Here is a 22,084-nt window from a genome sequence, read left to right as displayed (position 1 = left end):
GGCCAGGTTATCCGGTCGTGGTCGGAGGTAGCGCACACGCTCGATACCCTTGACCCCATGACGTCGCACAAGACCGCCCAGACGATGAAGCCCGCAACGGCGGCGAAGAAGCTGGGTGTGTACCTCGAGGCCACCCCCGCAGAGTTCCAGGAGGGTGTCGTCTCGCGCAGCGAGCTGAACGCGCTGCAGGCCGAACCGCCGGAGTGGCTGCAGGAACTGCGACGCAACGGCCCGCACCCCCGACCGGTCGTCGCGGCGAAGCTGGGCATCTCCATCTCAGGCCTCGCGCGTGGCGGGATCACCGACCCCCTCACCACCGAGCAGATCGACGCCTTGAAGACGGACGACCCCGAGTGGCTGCGGAAGGAACGCGCCACCCAGGCCGAGGTCCGCAAGGAAGCGGTACGCATCAAGGAGAAGAAGGAAGCCCGGGCCCAGCCCGACGGTGAGTAGCACCAGCGGGCACACGCATGGCAGAAGGGGCCGGCTCCGGGAGGAGCCGGCCCCTTCTGCCATGCACCAAGAGGACCAAAGTCGCCGAGCGGCCGGAGCAACGTCGAGTACGCGTGCGGAAGGTTTCTGCAGGGGCGAACACGGGGCGCGCAACAGTGTGGAACCCCCCAGATGACTACTGCTAGTGTGCGGCCAGTCACAGTAGGCAATCAGGCCTCTATGTACAGGCAATGAAGGACCGAGGGTTCCATGCGCAAGCTTCAGCATGTCGTGATCGTCGCCGCAGCGGCCGGCGGTCTGTCAGCCATCACTGCCGGTGCCGGCGCCGGTGCCGCCTTCGCCCACGGCGGGCACGGCGGGCACGGGGTCAAGGACCTCTACCGTCCGTACCAGGAGTGCAGCCCGCAGACCTTTGCCGAGGGCAATCTCCCGGTCGGCGTGCTCGGTCTCGGCCAGAACTTCGACACCACCTGCGGCCAGTTCAACCACGCCTTCGGCAGGTAAGACCGGCGGGGTGGCCACACGCGCCGCGCGCCGCGGGCTCTTCGGGGATCACCCCCGAAGAGCCCGTTCGCATGAGGCATGACCGAACGGTCGCCGACGGTGCGGTTGACCCCCTCGCGACGGTCCCGAAATCCGGGCGCGCCGCCAAGTTGTTGCGGGTATTTCGTATTAGCTTGCCGTAACTGTACGAAGTCGATCACTCACTGATCGAATCCGCTCAATCTACCGGAGACAACATGCGCAAGATTCACAAGGCTGCCGTCGTAGCAGCCGCCCTCGGCAGTATCGGCATCCTCGGCGCCGGCACCGCTTACGCCGGCGGTGGTGGCGTCGGAGTCGGACAGGGCAGCTCGTGCCGGTCGCACGACCTGAACGTCGACGTCCTCGGCGAGGTCGGCGTCCTCGACGGCGTGCTGGGCAACGCGCTCAACGGCGAAGGTGCCGCGGGCGCACAGTCCACCCCGATCGGCTCGAGCATGGGCTGCAACAACAGCGCCTTCGGCGGCGGCGGCAAGTAACGGAAATGGGTCCCGGTGTCCTGGCCACGTGCCCGGCGCCGGGGCCCCTTTTTCGACCTTCTCAGAGCCCTGGGCGCGGGCCGGTTCGCGGTGCCTGCCGCCCGGGCATCGATCACAAAGGAAACCCACAGCACATGTTCAGTCGGAACAAGCTCGCAGCCGCCTCGGGGCTCCTGGGCGGCCTCGTCATGATCTGCGCCGGCGCCACGGAGGCGTACGCAGGAGGGTCCGCGGGCACCTGCGCCCGCGACACCCAGGGCAACATCACCTGCATGCAAAGAAACGGCGGCGGCACCGGTGACGACGGCGGATTCGCCCTCCACCAGGCGCAGGACTGCCTGTCGACGAAGCCCCTGTCGTTGCCCGCGGGCGGCCTGCTGAACAAGGGGGCGATGCACATCGGGCCCTCCGTGAACTGCTCCAACTCGAACTCGGCACCGCCGGTCGAGGGCCTCGAGGCGCCCGCATTCGGGACCGAGCCCCTGAAGCAGTGATACGCGTCTGCGACGGGCTGCGTCCGGGGCAGGTGGCCTGCGCGGCAGGCCCGGCAGACCCCTGCGCCTCGTCGGCCGCTTCCCCCTTCCCTTCTTTCCCTTGACATGGATGAAGGCTCAGAGAGCGCCCTTCCGAACGGTGGGTGGCCGGGCCGGGTCGATCCCGGTCCGGCCATCCGCCGTTTGCCTGACCGCAGGAGCCGGGCGCGGCGATCCGGGACAGGGGCCCTCCGGCGGCCCGGGTGGCGCGGCCGCGGCTTCGGTGGGCCGTCGCGGCGCCTCACCCTGCCGGATGCCACCGGGTGCGCATGGAGAGAAGCTCTGCTGATGATGTCGGCATGGGGCTTCAAGCACGCACCAGACGCGAGCCGGTAGGCGCAGGCCGAGATGTCATCAGACCTGAGGAAGCGCAGGGGACCACCCCGTGCCCAGAGGATGCGGTGGACCCCTGCGGTCCCTCGAAAGCGGTCGGCACGGTCTTCGTCAGCGGTATGCACAGTGGCCCGAACCCCTCACCAGGGTTGAGCGTGGCCCGCTCGTTGCGTCTCGCCCGGCCCGATCTCCGGATCGTCGGCCTGGACTATTCGCGGGAGAGTTCGGGACTGCACTCGGAGCTCCTGGACGACCTGGTCTGTCTCCCCGCGTGGCGCGAGGCGCATCTGGCCACGTGGATCGACCAGATGGGCCGCCTTCTGGAGCCCGACGACGCGGTCCTGATCCCCTGCCTGGATCTGGAGGTCCGGCTGCTGGCGCGTGAACTCGGGTCCCACGACCGGATTCTGGGGCCCCCGAAGACAGCGCTGGAGCTGGTGTGCAAACCCCCTGCCGAAGCGGCGGAACGGCTCGGCCTGAGCACGGCGACGCACGAGACCGACACCAGCTGGCCGGCCGTCGACCAATTCATCCGCCGGTCCCCTTACGGGGCGTGGGTGAAGGGCCAGCACTACGACGCGTACCGGGCCTACACCGCCGGGGCCGCGCTGGCCCTGGGCGATGTCGTCCAGCGGACATGGGGCGGCGACTGGCATCTGGAGGCGCATGTGGCCGGCCAGGAGTGCAGCATCACGTTCTGTGCCCTGGACGGCCGGCTCCTCGACGCGGTCTTCATCACGAAGGCGATGGTCACGACCGAGGGCAAGACCTGGGCCGGTGAAGTCACCGAGCTGGACGGGACGCTGCACGACCGTCTGGCGGACCTGGTCGCCGACGCCCAGTGGACCGGTGGCGGTGAGCTAGAACTCATCCGCAGCTGGAGCGGCGAACTCACCCTCATGGAGATCAACCCGCGCTTTCCCGCCTGGATCCACGGTGCCTCCGTGTGCGGCGCCAACCTGCCCGCCGCGCTGGTCATGGGACAGGGCGCCGACCCCGGCAGACTCCTCACGCCGGGCTTCACCCGTGTGGTGGAGGAGATCCCGGTACACCCGGACCTCGGCATCACCCCCATCGCCTGGGTCGCGGGCGGGGTCTCCCGTCCGGGTGACAAACGCCATTCAGGGATGCCGTCGCTGGGCCAGCGGTGTCTGGTCCCGCCCGACGAGGCCGAGGTGACCGAGGAGCCGATCGTGAACCGCCCGGCATCCGCCGCACACATGGGCGGAACGACCGCAGACGTGAGGGAGACGGACACCCACACGGGAGGGCCGGCCGCACACCCCAGTGGCTTCGAGGAACTGCTCGATCCCCCCGGGAGCGCGGCCACTCCGCGCAGACACCTCCTCCTCCCCCTGTTCACCGAGCAGGTCCGGGCCCTGCGGCAGGAGGTCGAGGGGCTCGGCCGGGTAGTTCTCGCACACAGCGTGAAGACCTGTCCCCACCCCGCCGTACTGCAGGAGGCCGCCCGGCTCGGCATGGCCGCCGAGGCGATCAGCCTGGGCGAACTCGAAGCGGCCGAGCGGCACGGCCTGACGGCCGAACAGGCGATCCTCAACGGGCCCGCGAAGTGGTGGCCCGCCACCGACCGCGTACGGTGCTTCGCCTTCTTCGTCGACTCCGTGGCGGAACTGAGCAGACTCCACACCCTGCTGGACAGCGGCTTCCAGCTGGAGGCCGAGGTCGTCGGGGTCCGCGTCGCGCCCGCCGGGCTCGTCAGCCGCTTCGGCGTCCCGTTGCACGAGCGCGACACCATGGCGGAGACGTCCCGGCTGCTCGGCTCTCTCGCCGAGCGCCTCGGGGCCGGATGGGGGCTGCACTTCCACTTCGCCCAGAGCGTCCTGGGCGCGGCGCGCTGGCAGCGCGAATGCGTGACGGCGCTCAGCGCGGCCGATCCGCTGGCGGACCAGCTGGGCGGACCCCCGGCCGTGGTGGACATCGGCGGCGGGTGGCATGTCGACGACCTGCCCTACCTTCGCGCCTCGCTGGAGCACGTGCTCGCGCACGGTCCCGCCGTCGCACGTGAGGGGGATCCCCTGCTGGTGATGGAGCCGGGCAAGCTTCTCACCCAGCCGTCGGCCGCCGTCGTGACACAGGTCCTGGCGCGCCGGACATCCCACCGCGGCGTCGACATCGTCGTCGACGCGGCCGAGGGCGACATGCCGGAGGCGCCGTTCCATCCACACCCGGTGGCCCGGTTCGACGGCTCCCGCTGGGTGCCACTGGGGCCCGGCCCGAACTGGATTCTGGGCAGGTCCTGCATGGAGCACGACGTGCTCTCGGTCCGGCTGGACCTGACCGACGTCCGGGAGGGAGACCACCTCGCCTTCGGCATGTGCGGCGGGTACGACACCTCGATGGCCTACGAATTCGGGCGCGGGACCGCGCCGCGGGAATTGGGGCAGCCATGAGCGGTCTGAGCACAGACCTCAAGCGCTTCGACCGGATCGGCCTGTCCCGGGTGTCCAGTCACGCGAAGCCGTGCTGCGGGATGGTCAGACACGGTGTATTCGCCCGGCTCACGCACTTCGGGGACACCGGGACCGCGCTCGCCGCCATCCCCGGGCTCTTCCAATGGGGGCCCGTGCAGTGGCCGACGTACTGGTGCGACCTGATGGACCACGGTGACCTCATCGGCGACTGCGGGGTGCACGCCGATGTGGCGGCGACGCTCCTCGCCCACAAGTCCGTACCCCACTCGCGCGCCCGCGCCGCGGTGCTGACCCCGCCGCTGGCCCCCGAACACTGGCGGGCCGTCTGGAACGAGGCGCAGGTCGCCGACGCGTGGATCGGGCGGATGGCGGTGCACCACGAGGTGCTCCGGGTCGGGAACCGCTGGTGGGATCCGAGCGACGCCCGCTGGTTCTCGGGGCCGGGGGGACACACCGGGAGCGGTCGCGTCCTCGCCATCCGCGAGGAGGGCGGGCAGTGGCAGCTCGCCCCCGACGTATCGGCCCCGCCGTACGCCGCCGCACCGTCGACACACATCACGCCGCCGACGCCTCACGTCCTGCCGTCGACCCACGTCCTGCCGCAAGGCGTCCTGCCGTAGGGCCGGACGCGGTGGTGCGCCGCGGTCTGTGCGCTGTGGTCCCCATCTCCCGCAGCGGGCGTGGCAGCGGCGCACCCGGACCGCCTAGGAGACACCGTGATCACTCCCGACGCATTGAAGCCGGCCGCGCCCGACACCGAGGCGGAGGCCGCCGGGCTCCCCGGTCCGGTCCACCTCATGGCGCAGCTGGTCCGCAGCTTCGGCCAGCTCAGCCTGCTGACGAATGTCTGGACCGGCGTCCTGTTCATGCTCGCGGTCTTCGTGGGCAACTGGCAGACGGGCGTCTTCGGGCTGCTGGGCGCCGTGGTCTCCACCGCCACCGCGTACGCCCTGGGCGTCGACAGGGGCACCATCGACCTGGGAACACAAGGCTTCAGCGGCTGCCTGACCGGCATCGCCCTGTACATCTTCCTGGGCCCCCAGCCCTCGACGTACCTGCTGACCATCGGCGGCGCCGTCGTCTGCGTGCTGGCGGTCTCGGCGCTGACGACCTTGCTGGCGCCCTGGCGGCTGCCGGTGCTGACCTCGCCGTTCTGTGTGGTTGTCGGGGTGGTACTGGTGGCGGCCTCCGCCTTCACCCGGATCTGGCCCGGCGGCAGCCCCGCGGCCCTGCCGATCGCCGCCACTCCCGGCATCGAGTACACCTGGACCGATCTGTGGCACGGGTTCTTCGCCAACGTCTCCCAGGTCGGCCTGTCGGCGCACTGGTACGTCGGCGCGATCATGCTGGTGGGGCTCTTCATCGGCGGGATCCGCTATGGGCTGGCCGCCGTCGTGGGCAGCGCCGTGGCGGTGCTGCTGTCCTGGGCCCTGGGCGCCCCGCCGGGTGCGGTCGCCACGGGTGTCTACGGCTACAACGGGGTCCTCGTGGCCATCGCCCTGGGCACCCTCTTCCTGGCGAGGGCGGTGACGACGGCGCTCTACACCGTGGTGGGTGTGGCCGTGGCGACGGTGCTGACGGCCGCCCTGAACGCCTACTTCGCCCCGTTCGGCGGACGTACCCTCAGCTGGCCCTTCATCGTCACCACCTGGCTGTTCCTCGCCGCGGCCACCACCTTCCCCAGGATCCGTCGCACCACCTGACCTGCCACCACATCCGGTGCGCGGCGCCCGGCGGCCCTACGGGCGGCCGGGCGCCGCCCTGACCGCGATCATGAGATTCGGCGCGTCGCCGAGCGGACGAGAGATATTTCTTATTAACCTCTCGTAACTGTACGCAGTTGATCTGTTACAGATCGCATCCGCTCAATCCACCGGAGATGAAATGCGCAAGCTTCACAAGGCTGTCGTTGTGGTGGCCGTCCTCGGCAGCGTCGGCCTCCTCGGCGCCGGCTCCGCCTCCGCCGAAGGCGGCAAGTACGGCGGCGGCAAGCACGGCGACTCATGGACCGTCAAGCAGGGCAACTCGTGTCGGTCGCACGACCTGAACGTTGACGTCCTCGGCGAGGTCGGCGTCCTCGACGGCGTGCTGGGCAACGCACTCGGCGGCGAGGGCGCCGCGGGCGCACAGTCCACCCCGATCGGCTCGAGCATGGGCTGCAACACCAGCGTCGGCAGCGGCGGCGGCGGCGACAAGTAAGAGAAACGGGGTCCCGGCACCGAGCTTGTGGCTCGGCGCCGGGACCCCTTTCGGCTACCTGGGCGGCTGCCCGGTGCTCAGTGGGCGCCGTTGTTGCAGCCCAGGCTCGAGCCCATGCGGGTGGGCTGCGAACCCGGGGAGCCCTCACCGTTGAGCAGGTTGCCCGCCAGGCCGTTGACGGCCCCGACATTTCCCAGGACGTCGACGTTCATGTCGTGCGTCCTGCACGAGGTGTGCTGCGTGCTGATGCTGTCGTGGGCGCCCGCCTCGCCGTGAGCGTAGGCGGTTCCGGCGGCGAGGGAGCCGACGCTGCCGAGGACGGCGCCCAGGACGGCAGCCTTCTGAAGCTTGCGCATTACTTCTCCGTTGAGTGAGCGGTGCGATCTGCACCAGATCGAGTTCTGACAACTACGAGCGGCCGACAGGAACCGATAGGAAATGCCCCGCACCGCTCGGCACGGCAGACCTGCGAGGACCCGGCGGTTGCCGCCGCCCCACTGCGGCGGCTCGCGCCGGCTGCGCACAGCGTTCGACGGCGGCCAGAAGTGGCCCCGCCTCCGCCGTTCCTGCACCCAGGGGGCCGTCCTTGCACGGTCAGTAAATTCGGGGCAGGTCAAGCTGCCCCACCGGAGGCGCCGCGAGCTGCCCGAGCCCAAGCCGGGAAGCCTGCGGGACGCCCGGGCTGACCAGCGGGTTGACCAGCGGGTTCACCTGCGGGTTGACCTGCGGGTTGACCTGGGGGCCGACCTGCGGAACGGACTGCGGCTGGACGACCTGCGGGACGACGACCTCCGGGGCGACGTGCGGGGTGACCTGCGGCGCCGCCTGAGGGGCCACCTGCGGGACGACCGGAGGCGCCTGCTGCGGCGCGGGGGCCGGAGCAGGTGCCTGCTGCGGCGCAGCCTGCTGCTGCTCCTGCTGCGGAGCACCATGCGAGGCGGAAGCATGCGCGGCGCCCTGCGAAGAGGCCCATGCAGTGGTGTGCGGGCCGCTCTGCTGCGGAGCGGCGGCCTGCGGGGCGGGGGCCGGAGGGGCAGCCGGCTGGGGCGCGGGAGCCGGAGGAGCGGCCTGCGGGGCGGGGGCCGGAGGGGCAGCCGGCTGCGGCGCAGGAGCCGGAGCCGGTGCCGGGGCATAAGCCGGCTGCGGAGCGGGAGCCGGAGCGGCAGCCGGCTGCGGCGCAGGAGCCGGAGCCGGTGCCGGGGCATAAGCCGGCTGCGGAGCGGGAGCCGGAGCAGCAGCCGGCTGCGGCGCGTACTGCTGCGGAGCAACGGGCGGGGCGGCACCGTTGTACCCGACGGGAGCGTCGGCATGGCTGACGCCGACACCGATGGCGGAGAAACCGCCGGCCGCTGCGACGACGAGCATGGCCTGGTGAAGCTTGCGCATGGAACCCTCGGCCCTTCATTACCTGTACATGGAAATCTGAATTACTTATTGCGTCTTGTGCGCGCCAACAGTGCTAATCCTGGGGTTTCACACCCTGCGCACCCCCGTGTCGGACCACGTGAATGCCTCCCGCAAGCCCACTACGGCACCCGCTTCGCCGCTTTCCACGCCCCTCGAAGTCGACAGCGGATCCCATCGCCTCTCCTCCGATTCGCGTCGGACAACATTGCCGGCGCGGCCGCCGCGGGCCGCCCCCGGCACCAGGGCGGAGCATTTCCCGGCGGCAGCCAACGGGCCCATTCGCTGTTCTCTCCCAGCGGGCAACGAGATTTCCCCTGGTCCGGTCACGGGAGCCGAAGCGCCGTCACCCATTTGCCACCGTGCGGATTATCGGGATATCGGTGGCGGCGTATCCGAAATGGCGCGACGGACCCGCCCGACCCGCACTTGCGAGCGCAACTCAGTCCGCGTGATGTCGTATGGCCGTCGGCAAGCCGCGCCCCGTGCGTTTTTCTCGCGGTCGTGCGTTCAGGTGACCGCTTGGCGTGGACGCCGGAACCTGCCCCGCACGGGTGGAAGGGTGGCCCGCGCAAGGAACACGCCCATGACACGAAGGAAGCAGGAGCCGCTGTGCGCCATGCACTCGCCACCGTGCTGGGAGCCCTCGCTCTCACCGGGGCCCTCTCGATCCCTGCCCACGCCAACGGCCCCACCCCGGACCCCGTCACCGGCGTCCTCGGCATCCCCCTCAAGGCCAACTCCGCCATCGGTCCGCTGCACATCGGTCAGCTGCCGCTGTTCGAGCTCCCCCGCAACTGATCGTGGCCCCGCTGCGCCGGCCGCGGGGACGGACGGGCCCGTAGCGCGGGGTGGGTGATGCGGACGGCGACGAAAAACCCGTCGCAACCCGCACCCCCCGGCCCAACTGCGGCGCTCATGGATGCCTCATGAATCCTTCGTGACGGTGCATCGGATATCCCGACGGTTCAAGGCCCGCTCGGCCTCGACCGCCCCTGAAGCGATCACCGTTGAAAATTTCTCCATAAAACCGGAATTGATGTCTCTGCTCAGCCGAGTGGGTGTATGCACCAGGCTGAAAGAGTGATCGAAATGCCGGATTCGTGGCCTACCCACTTCGGTCTCGTTGTGTCTTGCGCGGTCCGCGGGCGTGACCGCACTGCCACGAAGGAGAAACGTGATCAAGAAGGTCATCGCCGCTTCGGCTGCTGCCGGCGGCCTGCTACTCGCGAGCGCGGGCACGACCCTCGCCGACAGCGGTGCCCGGGGCGCTGCCGTCGGCTCCCCCGGCGTCCTGTCCGGCAACCTGGTCCAGGTACCCGTCCACATCCCGGCCAACGTCTGCGGCAACACGGTCGACGTCGTCGGAGTGTTCAACCCCGCCATCGGCAACACCTGCGTCAATGTCGATCACCGTCACCACGGCCACGGCAAGGGCGGAGCCCAGGCCAAGGGCGTGGCCGCGAAGTCCCCGGGAGTCCTGTCCGGGAACCTGGTGCAGCTTCCGGTGCATGTGCCGGTGAACGTCTGCGGCAACACGGCGGACGGGATCGGCGCGCTCAATGCCGCCTTTGGCAACGACTGCATCAACAGCGGGTCCAGCCACGCGCGGCACCACCACCAACAGAAGGATCACAAGCCGCAGGTGCGCCACAACAAGCCGTCGCACCAGCACCGTCAGCCGGCAACTCCGCGCCACCGCGCGTCGGTGCCTCCGGCCGCCACACCCTCGATCGGGCACCACCTCCGCCACCACGACGCGTCTCCCGCTCGCCCCCAGCTGGCGCAGACCGGTGCGGAGGAACGGCTCGGCATGGCGGCTGCGGCCAGTGCCGGGCTGTTGCTCGGTGGCGTCCTGCTCTACCGCCGGGGCCGCCGCGCAGGCGCCCAGGACTGAATGCAGGGAGTGACAGCGTCCGAAGCTGTCACTCCGTCATGTAGGGAGTGTGGGGTCCGGTCGCGATCGGACCCCACGCTCATGTGTCCTGTCAGGTTGCCCTGGCGAGGGCTTGGGTCGCGCGCCTGCCGTTCGACGCGCTCGATGATTGCGCTGCCGGTGACCGCCCGGCAGCGGTGTTGCAAGCCCACCAGGCCCGAACTCCCCTGCTGTCACAGCATTCTGGCGCCTGGCAGCGGGTCGGGCGGCGGTGGAACGTTGCGAACGGCGTCGACGCAGGCCGCCAAGCCGACCGAACAACGCCGTCGTCGTGTCTGATGCACCGTCAAGATCACTTGGTGTACCGGCATGGCCGTCAGACCCCGCCGCACGATCACTGCCGCCCACGGTTTCGGCATCCCTGCGGGCCGCCGCACTCACGCCACACCACCGCTCCCGACCGCTCCGTACCGCTCCGGCAAAAGCGAGTCCGCCAACACCCCAAATGATTTACGCCAGTCGGCAAATGGGTGACGGCGCTTCGGTTCCCGTGACCGGGCCAGGGGAAATCTCGTTGCCCGCTGGGAGAGAACAGTGCAGGAGCCCGTCGGGCGCTGCCGGGGAAATGCTCTTCCCTGGCGCCGGGGCGGCCCACGGCGGCCACGTCGACTGTTGTCCGACGCGAATTCAGAGGAGAGACGATGGGATCCGCCGTCGACTTCGAGGGGCGTGGGAAGCAGCGCAGCGGATGCCGTCGCGGGGGCTGCCGGAGACTTCTGCCGTGGTCCGACACGGGGGTGCGCAGGGTGTGAAACCCCAGAATTAGCACTGTTGGCGCGCACAAGACGCAATAAGTAATTCAGATTTCCATGTACAGGTAATGAAGGGCCGAGGGTTCCATGCGCAAGCTTCACCAGGTCGCGCTCGTCTTTGCGGCGGCCGGCGGTCTGTCCGCCATCGGTTCCGGGATCGGCAATGCCGACGCTCCCGTCGGGTACAACGGCGCCACCCCGCCCGCTGCTCCGCAGCCGGACACCCCCCAGAGCACCGCCTGGACCGCTTCGCAGGCCACTTCGCATGCTTCCGGCTCGCAGTCCGGTCCGCAGCAGTCCGCCGCCCCGCAGCAGACCGCTCCGCAGCAGACCGCCCCACAGGTCAACCCGCAGCTCAACCCACAGCTCAGCCCGCAACTCTCCCCGCAGCTCTCCCCGGAGGCCGCTCCGCAGGGCGCTCCGCAGGATCAGAACAACCTCTTCCGTCCGTACCAGGAGTGCAGTCCGCAGAGCCTGCTCGACGCCAACCTCCCGGTCGCGGTGCTCGCCGCCGCCGAGACCCGGGGCACCACCTGCACCCAGGCCAACACCCAGGCCAACGCCTTCGCCACCGCCAGGGGGTAAGCCCGCTGGGCCAACCACACACGATGCTCGCCGCGGGCCTTTCGAGGGTGATCTCTCGAAAGGCCCGTTCGCGTGCGGTGCGGTCGTACGAACGGGACGATCGCGGAATTCCGCGCGTCGATACCCGAGTTGCCAGAAACTTCCTATTAGCCTCCTGTAACTGCACGAAGTCGATCGCTCACCGATCGCATCCGATCAATCCACCGGAGATGACATGCGCAAGCTTCACAAGGCTGCCGTAGTGGCCGCCCTTCTCGGCAGCGTCGGCTTCCTCGGCGCCAGCACCGCCCACGCCGAGGGCGGAAAGTACGGCGGCGGGAAGGACGGTGGCCACTTCGACATCAAGCAGGGCAGCACGTGCCGCTCCCACGACCTGAACGTTGACATCCTCGGCGAGGTCGGGATCCTCGACGGCGTGCTGGGCAACGCGCTCGGCGGCGAGGGCGCCGCGGGCGCGCAGTCGACCAAGATGGGCTCATCCATGGGCTGCAACAACAGCGCGTTCTGAGCGCCGGTCGGCGGGTAGCCAACCGGAAAGGATCCCGGCACCGAGCTTATGGCTCGGTGCCGGGATTCGTTTGCGACCTTCTTCACGACTCCGGTTCCGGTGCCGAAGTCGGGTGACGGACGCATGAGGCAGTGGCGGCCCGGCCGCCGAAGTGTCGTGCCCGCCAGTGCTGTTGCCGGTCCCTCGCAGCGCGCTGGTGAGCGCCCTGGCCGGTGACACAGGCAGGCGCGGAGGCCAAGGCGAAGGCCTGCGCCGGCGGACAACGCCCCGGCTCGGCAGACACCGCTCGACGCAGGCCGCCCGGTCGGCCTGCCCGCCGCCCACGAGTCCTGGGGCTTCCGTCGCACCCAGGCAAAGGCTTTCACCGGTCCCGGACAGGGCTGTTGACGCGGAGCGCCTGCACCCGTTGTGGCCGGCCGGCGCCCTGAACTGCTCGGAGTGCGGGGCATTTGCCGGGCCGATGCCAGTTCCTGTCGGTCAGGGAAATGCGGCGCGTCGCCATGTGATTGCAGGATATTTCGCATTAGCCTCAGTAACTGAACGAAGTCGATCGGTAACTGATCGCATCCGCTCAATCTACCGGAGATAAAATGCTTAAGCTTCGCAAGGCTGCCGTAGTGGTCGCCGCCCTCGGCAGCGTCGCGCTCCTCGGTGCCGGCACCGCGTACGCCGACGGCGGGAAGGAAAGCGGGAAGAGCAGCACGGAGTTCGACATCAAGCAGGGCAGCTCCTGCAGGTCGCACGACACGAACGTCATCATCCTCGGCGAGGTCGGGATCGCGGACGGTCTGGGCGGCAACCTGCTCGGCGGCGAGGGCTCTCCGGGTGCGCAGTCCACCACGATGGGCTCAAGCATGGGTTGCAACAACGAGGCCTTCGACAAGTAAGGGAAAGGGGTCCCGGCGCCCGAGCACAGGCCCGGCACCGCGGCCCATCCTTCCGACCTTCGGCAGATCCCGGGCGATGACGTCCGTCCGATCCGCAGCCGGGCCGAAAGACCGCTGAACCAGCCTCTCGGGGAGGCCCGTTCAGCCTCTGGAGGCCCGGCAGGTCAGGCGACACCGGCACGGGAGAACCTGGTATCCCCGGGGCGACGGCGAGATTCACCGCCGTCGCCCCGGCGGCATGTGAGGGCCTCTCGGGCCGGCGGCAGGGCCTCTTCCCTCTGGACGTCGGCACACGGCGCCGCGACCACACCACGGGGCGAGGCCCTCAAGCGACGTTCCCGGTCCCGGCGTTACCAGCCCGCGCCGACCCGGCACGGCCTCCTGACCCCGGTTTTCGCGGCCTTCCCGTACGAGGCGGGCGGGCATGTACGGGTGGTTGACTCCGACTGTCCCGCCGGTCGGAACACATGGCGCGACATCGTCAACTGGGCAATTATCGTGGGAAGTTGGAGCAGTCCGAGGCCGGGATCCTGTACCGCAGCCGCTCGGTGATGCCGCGGTCGGCCGGGCGAGGGCCCGGCGGTTGCGCGGCCCTCGCTCCTGATGCCCCGCCCGAAGGCGTCCTCATCACGTCGCCGAGGAGTCCGTCGAAGATCTGCTCCCCCGCCACTCTCCCCTTGGCTGCCGCGTCATCCCCCGGCAGCGCGTGGCCACCGGAGCGTCCGAGCTCTGCGGTACGGGTCCTCGGCGATCACCAGCAGGGCGAACTCACGCACCACGGCGAACAGCTCAGCGGTGCCCTGGGATTGCCGCCGCGGCGGTGCCCTGCGGCTCCTTGGGCGCCATCGGGAAGGAGACCTTCCGGGCGCAGGCGATGGCCGACGGGGCGTTCGGGCGGCCGCGGGCCGCCATCAACTCCAGGCGGTCGTCGACCGGAGCGTGCACAGCGATGCCGCGGGGTGTCCACGCGGCATCGATGCGTCGTACCTGTCCCGGCGCCAGGCCGGTCCGGGTTCCTCGACGGGAGTCGGCATCCTGACGGGAACACGGGACCGCGGAAAAGTGGTGACCCGCGCAGCCGCCGCAACCGCCGCAGCCATCGCCCGCCTCGACGCGGGCGGGCCTCCTGGCGCGCTGATCAATCGTCAGCACCGGGCGCACGACCACGCGGCGCAAGGCGGAGGCGGGCAGGCCCTCACGAACGCCCGGCGCGGTGCCGCTTGCCGATGCGCGGGCCGGTCCGCATCTCCATGGCGCCGTGGTGCCGGGCCCGGGTCACCCTGGTCCGGCCATCCACCGTGTGCGCCTCAGTGCCCGAAGTGGGGGATCTTGACGCCCTTGGGCAGGTGCACCGTGTTGGAGCAGTTCACGACGGGCCCGATCTTGGTGGTGCCGCCCCAACTGTTCAGCAGACCGTTTTCGGGCCAGAGCACGCGCTGGCGGGAGATGGTCGAGCAGTCCTTCGCCTGCCGGATGACGTACCTGCCGTTTTTGCTCTTGTAGATGTGCTGGCCCTTGTAGACGCAGACGCGGTTGCCCACGGCGGAGCGGGTGCAGTCGCTCTCGGATCCTCCGCCGTACGCCTGGGTGGCACCGGCGTAGGTCATGGCGAGGCCGCCCAGGAGCCCCGAGAGGGCCACGATCTTCTTCCGACTGAACATGTGGTGCGTTCCTTTGCGATCGATGCCCGGGCGCTCTGCACGGCGAACCGTCCCGCGCCCGGGCCCTGACGAAGGTCGAAAAGGGGCCCCGGTGCCGGGCACATGGCCAGGACACCGGGGCCCCTTTCCGTTACTTGACGTGGGCAGCGTTGTTGCAGCCCATGCTCGAGCCCTGGCGGGTGCCCTGCTTGCCCGGGTGGCCCTCACCGTTGATCGCGTTGCCCAGCGCGCCGTTGAGGAGCCCGACCTGGCCGAGGATGTCGACGTTCAGGTCGTGCGACTTGCAGGAGGTGTTCTGCCGGAGGTCGACCTTCTTGTCGTTGCCCTTCTCCTTGTCTCCGTACGAGCCGTAGCTCTGCGGAGCCGGCTGGGGGGCCGGCTGCGGGGCGACGGCCTGCGGAGCCGGCTGGTAGACGGGCTGCGGCGCAACGGCCTGCGGAGCCGGCTGCGGGGCGACCGCCTGCGGAGCCGGCTGGTAGGCGGGCTGCGGAGCCGGCTGGGGGGCCGGCTGCGGTGCCACGGCCTGCGGAGCCGGCTGCGGGGCGACCGCCTGCGGGGCGGCGTGCGGGGCGTACGAGTTGCCGCCCTGCGAAGAGGCTCCCGCAGCGGACTGCGAGGTGGCCCATGCAGTGGCCTGCGGACCATGGGAGGCACCCTGGAGCTCGACGGGAGCGTCAGCGAGGCTGACGCCGGCACCGAGGTTGGACAGACCGGCGAACGCAGTGACGACGATCGCAAGTTGCTGAATTTTGCGCATGGAACCGTTGACCCTTCATTACATGTGCATGGAGCCCTGACGACTACTTAATGTGAGCATATACACACTAAAAGTAGGCATTCTGGCATTTCGCCGCCCTTTGCTCCGTGTCGGACCACAACGGGAGCCTTTCGCAAGCGCGCGGCGGCCAAGTGGAGTAGCGAAGCGGTCGGCGATGCAGCCTGCTTGGCGCGAGCCGTAAAAAGCCCGCTGAAGACTCATACGCCACTCCTTCAGGCAGCACGGAGGGCGCGGGCGCCGCGGGCCCATGCACTGCCCTCTCCCGGAGAGCAACGAGAATTCCCCCCGGCCGGGTCACGGGAGCCGATGCGCGGTCACCCAATTGCCCGTCGGTATGGATGAGGTGGGCTACGGAGGGCGGCCCGGCCGCAAAAGCGCCCCGGAAGGCGCGGAGGGGCGGACCGGCCGGCCGAGACACCGCTCGCCTTGGAGCGGCCTCCAGATCACATGTACAAGCTGTTTGGGGGATTGCCTCAAGCATTTGCCAGTTGATTTACGTATCAGCATGGCAGTTGCAATATGGGGGGGTGGTTGCCCGCCGTGGAGTGCCGACACATCAGGCACCAATGGGCGACCTTCCCGATTCCTGCTCACAAGGCGAGGTACGGATCCATGGATGTGCGCAGCCTGGACGGCAGTGCAGGTGACGTTGACTACGGAGGCATCGGCTCAGGCTACTCGCGCCACCGCCGCCCCGACCCCCGCATTGCCCAGTTCGTCGCGGACGCGCTGGGCGGTGCCCGTACGGTCATCAACGTCGGTGCCGGTTCCGGGTCTTACGAGTCGGCGGCCCCCGCCGTAACGGCCGTGGAACCGTCCGAGGCGATGCGTGCGCAGCGCGCGGCGGGCCTGCCCCGGGCGGTGAACGCGGTGGCGGAGAGCCTGCCGTTCGGGGACGGGGCGTTCGACGGGGCGATGACGCTGTTCAGCGTCCATCAGTGGAGCGACGTGGAGGCGGGCCTGCACGAGATGCGGCGGGTGACCCGGGGCCCGGTGGTCGTGCTGACCTGCGATCCGGAATCGGTGCGGGATTTCTGGCTGTACGAGTACGCACCCGAGGTGCTCGACACCGAGGCCCGTCGGTACCCGTCGATCGAGAAGATGGCCGCCTCGCTCGGCGCGGCCGGCAGCGTGCAGGCCGTGCCGATCCCGTTGGACTGTACGGACGGCTTCAACGAGGCGTACTACGGGCGGCCCGAGATGCTGCTGGATCCGGCGGCGCGGCAGGCATGCTCGGCCTGGAGTTTCGTCGACGACCGCGTGCGCGAGCGGTTCACCACGCGCCTGCGGGACGACCTGGATTCCGGCCTGTGGGACGCACGCTTCGGCCACCTGCGCAGCCAGGCGTTCTACGAAGGCTCGCTCGTCATCGTGCGCGCGACACCGCAGGGAAAGGAGGAGCACCACCATGGGCGTACCTGATCGCATGGACGAGGAACTGCGCGTCCTGGGTCTGGTGGAGGCACAGCGCAGGGCGGCGGCCCTGTTCGCCGAGGTCGAAGCGCGGCGCCTGGTGGCGCCCGGGGCCGGTGAGCGGGAGGTCAGCGACCGGATCCGGGATCTGGCGAACGAGATGTTCGGGACGACGAAGCACTGGCACAAGCGGATCGTCCGCTCGGGCCCGCACACCCTGTTCCCGTACCGGGAGAATCCGCCGGACCGCGTCATCGGGGAGGGCGACATCGCCTTCGTCGACTTCGGCCCGATCTTCGAGGAGTACGAAGCGGACTTCGGCCGCACCTTCGTCTTCGGTGACGACCCGGCCAAGCACCGGCTGCGGGACGACCTGGCGACCGTCTTCGCGGGGGGCCGACGCGCGTTCCGGGCTGATCCCGACATCACGGGCAAGCGGCTGTACGCCGAGGTGGAGCGGCTGGCGGCCGAGGCCGGCTGGACCTTGGGCGGCTGGCACGCAGGGCATCTTGTCGGGGAGTTCCCGCACGAGTCGATCGACGGCGCCAAGACGGAGTCGTACATCGTGCCGGGCAACGACCACCCGATCCGTCGCACCGAGGGGGCGGGATGGCGCTGCCACTGGATCCTGGAGATTCACCTGGTCGACGAACGGAACGGATTCGGCGGTTTCTACGAGCAGTTGCTGGACCTGGCCTGAGGTCGCCGGCCGACGGCGGCCGACAGGGGCCCGCACCGTGTGGTGCGGGCCCCTGTCGATGTGCGGTGCCGGCCGCCCCGCAGGCCGCTGCCGGCCTGGGCCCGACCGGTGGTCGCAGCCGTCCGGACCAGCGGCAGGTCCACCGTCAGTAGACGTCGCGGACGTAGCGTTTGTCTGCTGACAGGCGCCTGACGTAGGCGGTTGCCTCGTCGTCGGTCATGCCGCCGTGGGTGGCGGCGATGTCCTTGAGGGCCTGGTCGACGTCCTTGGCCATGCGGCCCGCGTCGCCGCAGACAAAGAAGTGGGCGCCGTCCTGGAGCCATTGCCACAGGCGGGCGCCCTTTTCCCGCATCCGGTCCTGGACGTAGACCTTGTTGCGCTGGTCACGGGAGAAGGCGAGGTCGAGGCGGTCGAGGTGGCCGGACGAGCGGTACGCCTCCAGATCCTGGCGGTGGTAGAAGTCGGTGGCCTGGCGCTGTTCGCCGAAGAAGAGCCAGTTGGGGCCGGTGTGGCCGCGGGCCCGGCGGTCTTCGAGGAAGCCGATGAAGGGTGCCACGCCGGTTCCGGGCCCGACCATGATCATGGGGGTGGCGGGGTCGGCGGGCGGGCGGAAGTGCGGGGAGCGCTGTACGAAGACCTGGACCGGGCCGTCGTCCGCGCAGTCGGCGAGGTAGGTCGAGCACACGCCCTTGCGGTCGCGGCCGAGGTCGTTGGTGTAGCGGACGACGGAGACGGTGAGGCGGACCTGGCTCGGGTGGGCGAGCGGGCTGGAGGATATGGAGTACAGCCGGGGCTGGAGGCGCTTGAGGACACCGGCCCATTCGGCTGCGGATGCGCGGACGGGGAACGCGCCGACGACGTCGGCTGCCTGACGGCCCCAGCTCCACTTCGCCAGGGCGTCCTTGTTGTCGGGCCGCAGGAGCCGTTTCAGGTCGTGGCTGCCGGTGCGTTCGGCCACGAACTTGAGCAGGTCGGTGGTGATGCGGGTGATGTCGAGGCGGGTGCGCAGGGCTTCTTCGAGGGGGAGGTGCGTGCTGTCGCCGAGGTCGACGGGCTCGTCGGCGTCGAGGCCGGTGAGGGCGAGCCATTCGGCGACGAGTCCGGCGCCGTTGGCCGGCCAGACGCCGAGGGCGTCGCCGGCGTCGTAGGCGAGTTCGCCGTCACGGGTGTCGAAGGCGAACTGCCGTACCTCCTTCTGAGAACCGGGCAGGCTCAGCAGCCTGTTGCCGATGAGGAGGGTGGCGAAGGGGGATGCCTTGGTGTGGCCGGCGGGTGCGGGGGCCGGTGCGGGCGCGGCCGGTGCGGCGGCGGTGGGTTCGGGGGCCGCCGTCCCGGCTCCGCCTGCGGGCACCGGCTGCCGGTCGGCGGCGTCGCCTGTGGCCAGGGCGGTGGCGACCTGGCCGAGCCACTGCTCGGCGGCCTCCTCGTAGTCGGGTTCGCAGTCGGTGCGGTCGAGCAGGCGGGTGGCGCCGAGTTCGTCGAGCCGCTGGTCGAGGCGGCGTCCGTGCCCGCAGAAGTCGTCGTAGCTGGAGTCGCCGAAGGCGAGTACCGCATAGCGGACGCCCTCCAGCCGTCCGGTGTCCGGGGCGGACAGGGCCTGCCAGAAGTCGGCGCCGTTGTCGGGGGCGTCGCCGTCGCCGAAGGTGCTGGTGACGATCAGCACGTCGGTGTCGGTGGCGGCGGCGAGGTGCGCCGGGGCGGTGCCCGTCATGGGCAGGAGTTCGGGGGTGCCGCCCGCCTCGGTGAGGTGTGCGGCGGCGGTGGCGGCGAACTCCTCGGCGTTGCCGGTCTGGGAAGCCCAGAGGATGACCAGCCGGCGGGTCGGTGCGGCCGTCCCGGCGGCCGGTGCGGTCGTCTGCGCGGGCACGGGAGCGGGCACGGGAGCGGGCACGGGAGCGGGTGTGGAAGCGGGCGCGGTGGTGCGGGAGAACATGCCGGCGAGGACGCCGTCGACCCACAGGGCGTGGCCCGGTGCGAAAGGGGCACCCGGCGGCAGTACCGGGACGCGCCCGTCGGGCGGGGTCAGGGCGAGACCGGAGAGATAGCCGGAGAGGTAGCGGCGCTCCGGCTCGGCCAGGGCCACGGGGGCGAGGTCGGTGACGCCGAACAGCGTGGCGAGTGAGGAGAGGGCGGGGGCGGCGGAGTCCGCCGGAGCCGCTGGGGCTGCCGGGTCCGGGACGAGAGACACGGGTGCTCCTTGGTGCGCGGTGCCCGCCGGGGCGGTCGCGGGTTGCGTGCCCGGGCGCGCTGCCGGGACCGGGGCGGCGGTCTTGGCGAGGGTGACGGCGCAGACCTTGAACTCGGGCTGGAAGGAGAGCGGGTCGATGGCGTCGTTGGTGACGGCGTTGATGCTGAGGTACTCGCCGAACAGGTCGTTCCAGTGGAAGGGCGCGAAGCAGGTGCCCGGCCGGACCCGGTCGGTGACCACGACGGGCAGGACGGCCCGGCCGCGGCGGGAGGCGACCTCCAGGTGGTCGCCCTCGGCGACACCGAGCGGGACCGCGTCATCGGGGTGGACCTCGACGAAGGGGCCGGGGTTGAGCTTGGTGAGCTTGGCGACCTTGCCGGTCTTGGTCATCGTGTGCCACTGGTGCTGGAGCCGGCCGGTGTTGAGGACGAACGGGTAGTCGTCATCGGGGAGTTCGGCGGCCGGCAGATGCGGGCGAGCGAAGAACCGGGCGCGCCCGCTCGGGGTCGGGAAGGCCAGGCGGGGGCGGGTGCCGTCCTCGCGTTCCCGCAGCGTCTGGCTGACGCCGTCGTTGACGTAACGGACCGGGTTGCGGTCCGGCCCGTCGGCGGCAGGCGCCGGCCACTGCACCGGTGTGCTGCGCAGCCGCTCGTAGGTCACGCCGCGCACATCCCAGCCGGTCGTGGGGTTCCACGCCTGCTTGAGCTCCTCGAACACCTCCTCGGAAGAGGCGTAGGTGAAGGCGTCGGCGAAGCCCATCGCGCAGGCCACCCGGGCGATCAACTGCCAGTCGGGCAGGGCCTGTTCCGGCGGATCCACGACTCCCTGTACGAGGGTGAGGTTCCGCTCCGAGTTGACCATGACGCCGTCGGACTCCGCCCACAGCGTCGCGGGCAGGACGACATCGGCGTAGGCATTGGTCTCGGTCTCGGCGAACACGTCCTGCGTGATGACGAGCTCGGCGGCCTCGAGACCGGCGATGACGGTCTTGCGGTTGGCGACGGAGGCGACCGGGTTGGTGCAGATGATCCAGCACGCCTTGATGTCACCGGCCGCCATCTGCTCGAACATCTCGACGGTGCCGCGCCCGACCTCGGTGCGCAGCGAGCCCTCGGGGATCTTCCACAGGTCCTCGACGAAGGCCCGCTCGGCATCGACGAGCACGGAGCGCTGGCCGGGCAGGCCGGGGCCCATGTAGCCCATCTCGCGCCCGCCCATGGCGTTGGGCTGGCCGGTCAGCGAGAAGGGGCCGGAGCCCGGACGGCAGAGGGCGCCGGTGGCGAGGTGCAGATTGACCAGGGCGTTGGTGTTCCAGGTGCCGTGCGTGGACTGGTTCAGGCCCATGGTCCAGCAGCTCATCCACTCGCCGGCCTCACCGATCCACTGCGCCGCCTGCCGGATGTCGCGCTCGGCGAGGCCGGTGATCTCGGCGACCCTGGCGGGCCGGTAGTCCGCGAGGAAGGCGGGCATCTCCTCCCAGCCCTCGGTGAACTCGGCGATGAACGCCTCGTCGGTGTGCCCGTTCGCGACCAGCAGATGCAGCAGACCGTTGAGCAGCGCGAGGTCGGTACCGGGCCTGATCTGCAGGAACAGGTCGGCCTTGTCCGCAGTGGCGTTGCGGCGGGGGTCGACGACGATCAGCTTCGCACCGGCCGACTTCACCCGGTCCATCATCCGCAGGAAGAGGATCGGATGGCAGTCGGCCATGTTCGCGCCGATCACGAAGAACGCGTCCGCGCTGTCGAAGTCCTGGTAGGAGCCGGGCGGGCCGTCCGCGCCCAGCGACAGTTTGTAGCCGGAGCCCGCGGAGGCCATGCACAGCCGGGAGTTCGACTCGATCTGGTTCGTCCGGACGAAGCCCTTGGCCAGCTTGTTCGCCAGGTACTGCGCCTCCAGGGACATCTGCCCGGACACGTAGAAGGACAGTGCGTCCGGCCCGTGCTCGTCCAGGATCGCCCGCAGCCGGCCCGCGACCGCCGCGACGGCCTCGTCCACGTCGGTCCCGGTCGGCGTCGCGCCGCGCTCGGTGCGCACCAGCGCTTTCCCGACGCGTCCGGGCGCGGCCATCATGTCCGCGCTCGTCGCCCCCTTGGTACACAGGCGGCCGAAGTTGGTGGGGTGGGCCTTGTCCCCGGAAGCCTTCGCGGCCCGGCGCCGGCCGTCGGCCGGATCCCGGGTCACGTCGAGCACGATCCCGCAGCCGACCCCGCAGTACGAACAGACCGTGCGGACGCTGCCGTCCTTCGAGCCAGCTGCCACCGAAACTCCACTCCGCGGGCGTGTCCACCTCCCTGGGCCGG

At 70.2% G+C, this 22,084-nt stretch carries 20 protein-coding genes and 1 pseudogene; 15 read left to right on the top strand and 6 right to left on the bottom strand.

The window, feature by feature from the left end:
- The first annotated feature begins 57 nt into the window (after positions 1-57).
- The 8 genes from AB0D04_RS00685 (at position 58) to AB0D04_RS00650 (ending at position 6,972) form a co-directional block, all read left to right on the top strand.
- Positions 58-453, top strand: coding sequence for a DUF5997 family protein (locus AB0D04_RS00685; protein ID WP_362697460.1), 396 nt, complete (start codon positions 58-60; stop codon positions 451-453).
- A gap of 249 nt (positions 454-702) precedes the next feature.
- Positions 703-957 (top strand): hypothetical protein, encoded by a 255-nt coding sequence (locus tag AB0D04_RS00680; protein WP_362697457.1) that lies wholly within the window; start codon positions 703-705, stop codon positions 955-957.
- A gap of 236 nt (positions 958-1,193) precedes the next feature.
- Positions 1,194-1,475, top strand: a complete 282-nt coding sequence (locus AB0D04_RS00675; protein WP_362697455.1) for a hypothetical protein — start codon at positions 1,194-1,196, stop codon at positions 1,473-1,475.
- A gap of 134 nt (positions 1,476-1,609) precedes the next feature.
- A complete protein-coding gene (locus AB0D04_RS00670) occupies positions 1,610-1,969 on the top strand; it encodes a hypothetical protein (protein ID WP_362697452.1) in 360 nt (119 codons plus the stop codon).
- Positions 1,970-2,496: 527 nt separating this feature from the next.
- Positions 2,497-4,752, top strand: coding sequence for a hypothetical protein (locus AB0D04_RS00665; RefSeq protein WP_362697450.1), 2,256 nt, complete (start codon positions 2,497-2,499; stop codon positions 4,750-4,752).
- On the top strand, positions 4,749-5,393 hold the full coding sequence (locus tag AB0D04_RS00660; protein ID WP_362697448.1) for a hypothetical protein: 645 nt from the start codon (positions 4,749-4,751) through the stop codon (positions 5,391-5,393). Before AB0D04_RS00665 ends, AB0D04_RS00660 begins: the two co-directional genes overlap by 4 nt.
- A gap of 96 nt (positions 5,394-5,489) precedes the next feature.
- Positions 5,490-6,476: an urea transporter gene (locus tag AB0D04_RS00655; protein WP_362697445.1), complete on the top strand. Its 987-nt coding sequence runs from the start codon at positions 5,490-5,492 to the stop codon at positions 6,474-6,476.
- A 181-nt stretch (positions 6,477-6,657) separates the two neighbouring features.
- Positions 6,658-6,972 carry a hypothetical protein gene (locus tag AB0D04_RS00650; protein WP_362697442.1) on the top strand — a complete coding sequence of 105 codons (315 nt, stop codon included), beginning with the start codon at positions 6,658-6,660 and terminating at the stop codon, positions 6,970-6,972.
- A 77-nt stretch (positions 6,973-7,049) separates the two neighbouring features.
- Here AB0D04_RS00650 and AB0D04_RS00645 read toward each other — a convergent pair whose 3' ends face one another.
- Together AB0D04_RS00645 and AB0D04_RS00640 are read right to left on the bottom strand one after the other, a co-directional pair.
- Positions 7,050-7,328: a hypothetical protein gene (locus AB0D04_RS00645; protein WP_362697439.1), complete on the bottom strand. Its 279-nt coding sequence runs from the start codon at positions 7,326-7,328 to the stop codon at positions 7,050-7,052.
- A 238-nt stretch (positions 7,329-7,566) separates the two neighbouring features.
- A complete protein-coding gene (locus tag AB0D04_RS00640; protein ID WP_362697436.1) occupies positions 7,567-8,358 on the bottom strand; it encodes a hypothetical protein in 792 nt (263 codons plus the stop codon).
- Between the two features lie 630 nt (positions 8,359-8,988).
- Between AB0D04_RS00640 and AB0D04_RS00635 the strand changes: the two genes are divergently transcribed.
- The 5 genes from AB0D04_RS00635 to AB0D04_RS00615 all read left to right on the top strand — a co-directional run bounded on the left by AB0D04_RS00635 (position 8,989) and on the right by AB0D04_RS00615 (position 13,044).
- The gene (locus tag AB0D04_RS00635) at positions 8,989-9,177 is read left to right on the top strand and encodes a hypothetical protein (RefSeq protein WP_362697433.1); all 189 of its coding nucleotides are present in this window, start codon (positions 8,989-8,991) and stop codon (positions 9,175-9,177) included.
- 376 nt (positions 9,178-9,553) lie between these two features.
- Positions 9,554-10,273 carry a chaplin gene (locus AB0D04_RS00630; protein WP_362697430.1) on the top strand — a complete coding sequence of 240 codons (720 nt, stop codon included), beginning with the start codon at positions 9,554-9,556 and terminating at the stop codon, positions 10,271-10,273.
- Positions 10,274-11,151: 878 nt separating this feature from the next.
- A complete protein-coding gene (locus AB0D04_RS00625; protein WP_362697427.1) occupies positions 11,152-11,649 on the top strand; it encodes a hypothetical protein in 498 nt (165 codons plus the stop codon).
- 214 nt (positions 11,650-11,863) lie between these two features.
- Complete coding sequence (locus AB0D04_RS00620) at positions 11,864-12,157, top strand: hypothetical protein (RefSeq protein WP_362697424.1); 294 nt, start codon at positions 11,864-11,866, stop codon at positions 12,155-12,157.
- 590 nt (positions 12,158-12,747) lie between these two features.
- Positions 12,748-13,044, top strand: a complete 297-nt coding sequence (locus AB0D04_RS00615) for a hypothetical protein (RefSeq protein WP_362697421.1) — start codon at positions 12,748-12,750, stop codon at positions 13,042-13,044.
- 789 nt (positions 13,045-13,833) lie between these two features.
- On the opposite strand, the gene AB0D04_RS00610 is transcribed toward AB0D04_RS00615, so the two are convergent.
- The 3 genes and pseudogenes from AB0D04_RS00610 to AB0D04_RS00600 all read right to left on the bottom strand — a co-directional run.
- Positions 13,834-13,989, bottom strand: coding sequence for a hypothetical protein (locus tag AB0D04_RS00610; protein WP_362697418.1), 156 nt, complete (start codon positions 13,987-13,989; stop codon positions 13,834-13,836).
- Positions 13,990-14,351: 362 nt separating this feature from the next.
- Complete coding sequence (locus AB0D04_RS00605) at positions 14,352-14,705, bottom strand: hypothetical protein (protein WP_362697415.1); 354 nt, start codon at positions 14,703-14,705, stop codon at positions 14,352-14,354.
- Between the two features lie 130 nt (positions 14,706-14,835).
- Positions 14,836-15,018, bottom strand: a pseudogene (locus AB0D04_RS00600) (hypothetical protein); the annotation flags it as partial.
- A gap of 1,077 nt (positions 15,019-16,095) precedes the next feature.
- Here AB0D04_RS00600 and AB0D04_RS00595 point away from each other — a divergent pair.
- Positions 16,096-16,905, top strand: coding sequence for a class I SAM-dependent methyltransferase (locus tag AB0D04_RS00595; RefSeq protein ID WP_362697412.1), 810 nt, complete (start codon positions 16,096-16,098; stop codon positions 16,903-16,905).
- The gene (locus AB0D04_RS00590; RefSeq protein ID WP_362697409.1) at positions 16,892-17,596 is read left to right on the top strand and encodes a M24 family metallopeptidase; all 705 of its coding nucleotides are present in this window, start codon (positions 16,892-16,894) and stop codon (positions 17,594-17,596) included. Before AB0D04_RS00595 ends, AB0D04_RS00590 begins: the two co-directional genes overlap by 14 nt.
- Positions 17,597-17,741: 145 nt before the next feature.
- Here AB0D04_RS00590 and AB0D04_RS00585 read toward each other — a convergent pair whose 3' ends face one another.
- Positions 17,742-22,043, bottom strand: coding sequence for a bifunctional nitrate reductase/sulfite reductase flavoprotein subunit alpha (locus AB0D04_RS00585; RefSeq protein WP_362697406.1), 4,302 nt, complete (start codon positions 22,041-22,043; stop codon positions 17,742-17,744).
- Positions 22,044-22,084 lie beyond the last annotated feature (41 nt).

It is taken from the genome of Streptomyces sp. NPDC048483 (assembly GCF_040651455.1).
GTDB lineage: Bacteria > Actinomycetota > Actinomycetes > Streptomycetales > Streptomycetaceae > Streptomyces.
Note: the sequence above shows the minus strand (reverse complement) of the source record. Positions and strands in the feature narration are given on the sequence as shown.

Excerpts from the sequence above, each read along its gene's own strand:
- AB0D04_RS00685 (WP_362697460.1), top strand. The coding sequence starts at position 58 with ATGACGTCGCACAAGACCGCCCAGACGATGAAGCCCGCAACGGCGGCG.
- AB0D04_RS00680 (WP_362697457.1), top strand. The coding sequence starts at position 703 with ATGCGCAAGCTTCAGCATGTCGTGATCGTCGCCGCAGCGGCCGGCGGT.
- AB0D04_RS00675 (WP_362697455.1), top strand. The coding sequence starts at position 1,194 with ATGCGCAAGATTCACAAGGCTGCCGTCGTAGCAGCCGCCCTCGGCAGT.
- AB0D04_RS00670 (WP_362697452.1), top strand. The coding sequence starts at position 1,610 with ATGTTCAGTCGGAACAAGCTCGCAGCCGCCTCGGGGCTCCTGGGCGGC.
- AB0D04_RS00660 (WP_362697448.1), top strand. The coding sequence starts at position 4,749 with ATGAGCGGTCTGAGCACAGACCTCAAGCGCTTCGACCGGATCGGCCTG.
- AB0D04_RS00650 (WP_362697442.1), top strand. The coding sequence starts at position 6,658 with ATGCGCAAGCTTCACAAGGCTGTCGTTGTGGTGGCCGTCCTCGGCAGC.
- AB0D04_RS00645 (WP_362697439.1), bottom strand. The coding sequence starts at position 7,328 with ATGCGCAAGCTTCAGAAGGCTGCCGTCCTGGGCGCCGTCCTCGGCAGC.
- AB0D04_RS00640 (WP_362697436.1), bottom strand. The coding sequence starts at position 8,358 with ATGCGCAAGCTTCACCAGGCCATGCTCGTCGTCGCAGCGGCCGGCGGT.
- AB0D04_RS00625 (WP_362697427.1), top strand. The coding sequence starts at position 11,152 with ATGCGCAAGCTTCACCAGGTCGCGCTCGTCTTTGCGGCGGCCGGCGGT.
- AB0D04_RS00620 (WP_362697424.1), top strand. The coding sequence starts at position 11,864 with ATGCGCAAGCTTCACAAGGCTGCCGTAGTGGCCGCCCTTCTCGGCAGC.
- AB0D04_RS00615 (WP_362697421.1), top strand. The coding sequence starts at position 12,748 with ATGCTTAAGCTTCGCAAGGCTGCCGTAGTGGTCGCCGCCCTCGGCAGC.
- AB0D04_RS00605 (WP_362697415.1), bottom strand. The coding sequence starts at position 14,705 with ATGTTCAGTCGGAAGAAGATCGTGGCCCTCTCGGGGCTCCTGGGCGGC.
- AB0D04_RS00595 (WP_362697412.1), top strand. The coding sequence starts at position 16,096 with ATGGATGTGCGCAGCCTGGACGGCAGTGCAGGTGACGTTGACTACGGA.
- AB0D04_RS00590 (WP_362697409.1), top strand. The coding sequence starts at position 16,892 with ATGGGCGTACCTGATCGCATGGACGAGGAACTGCGCGTCCTGGGTCTG.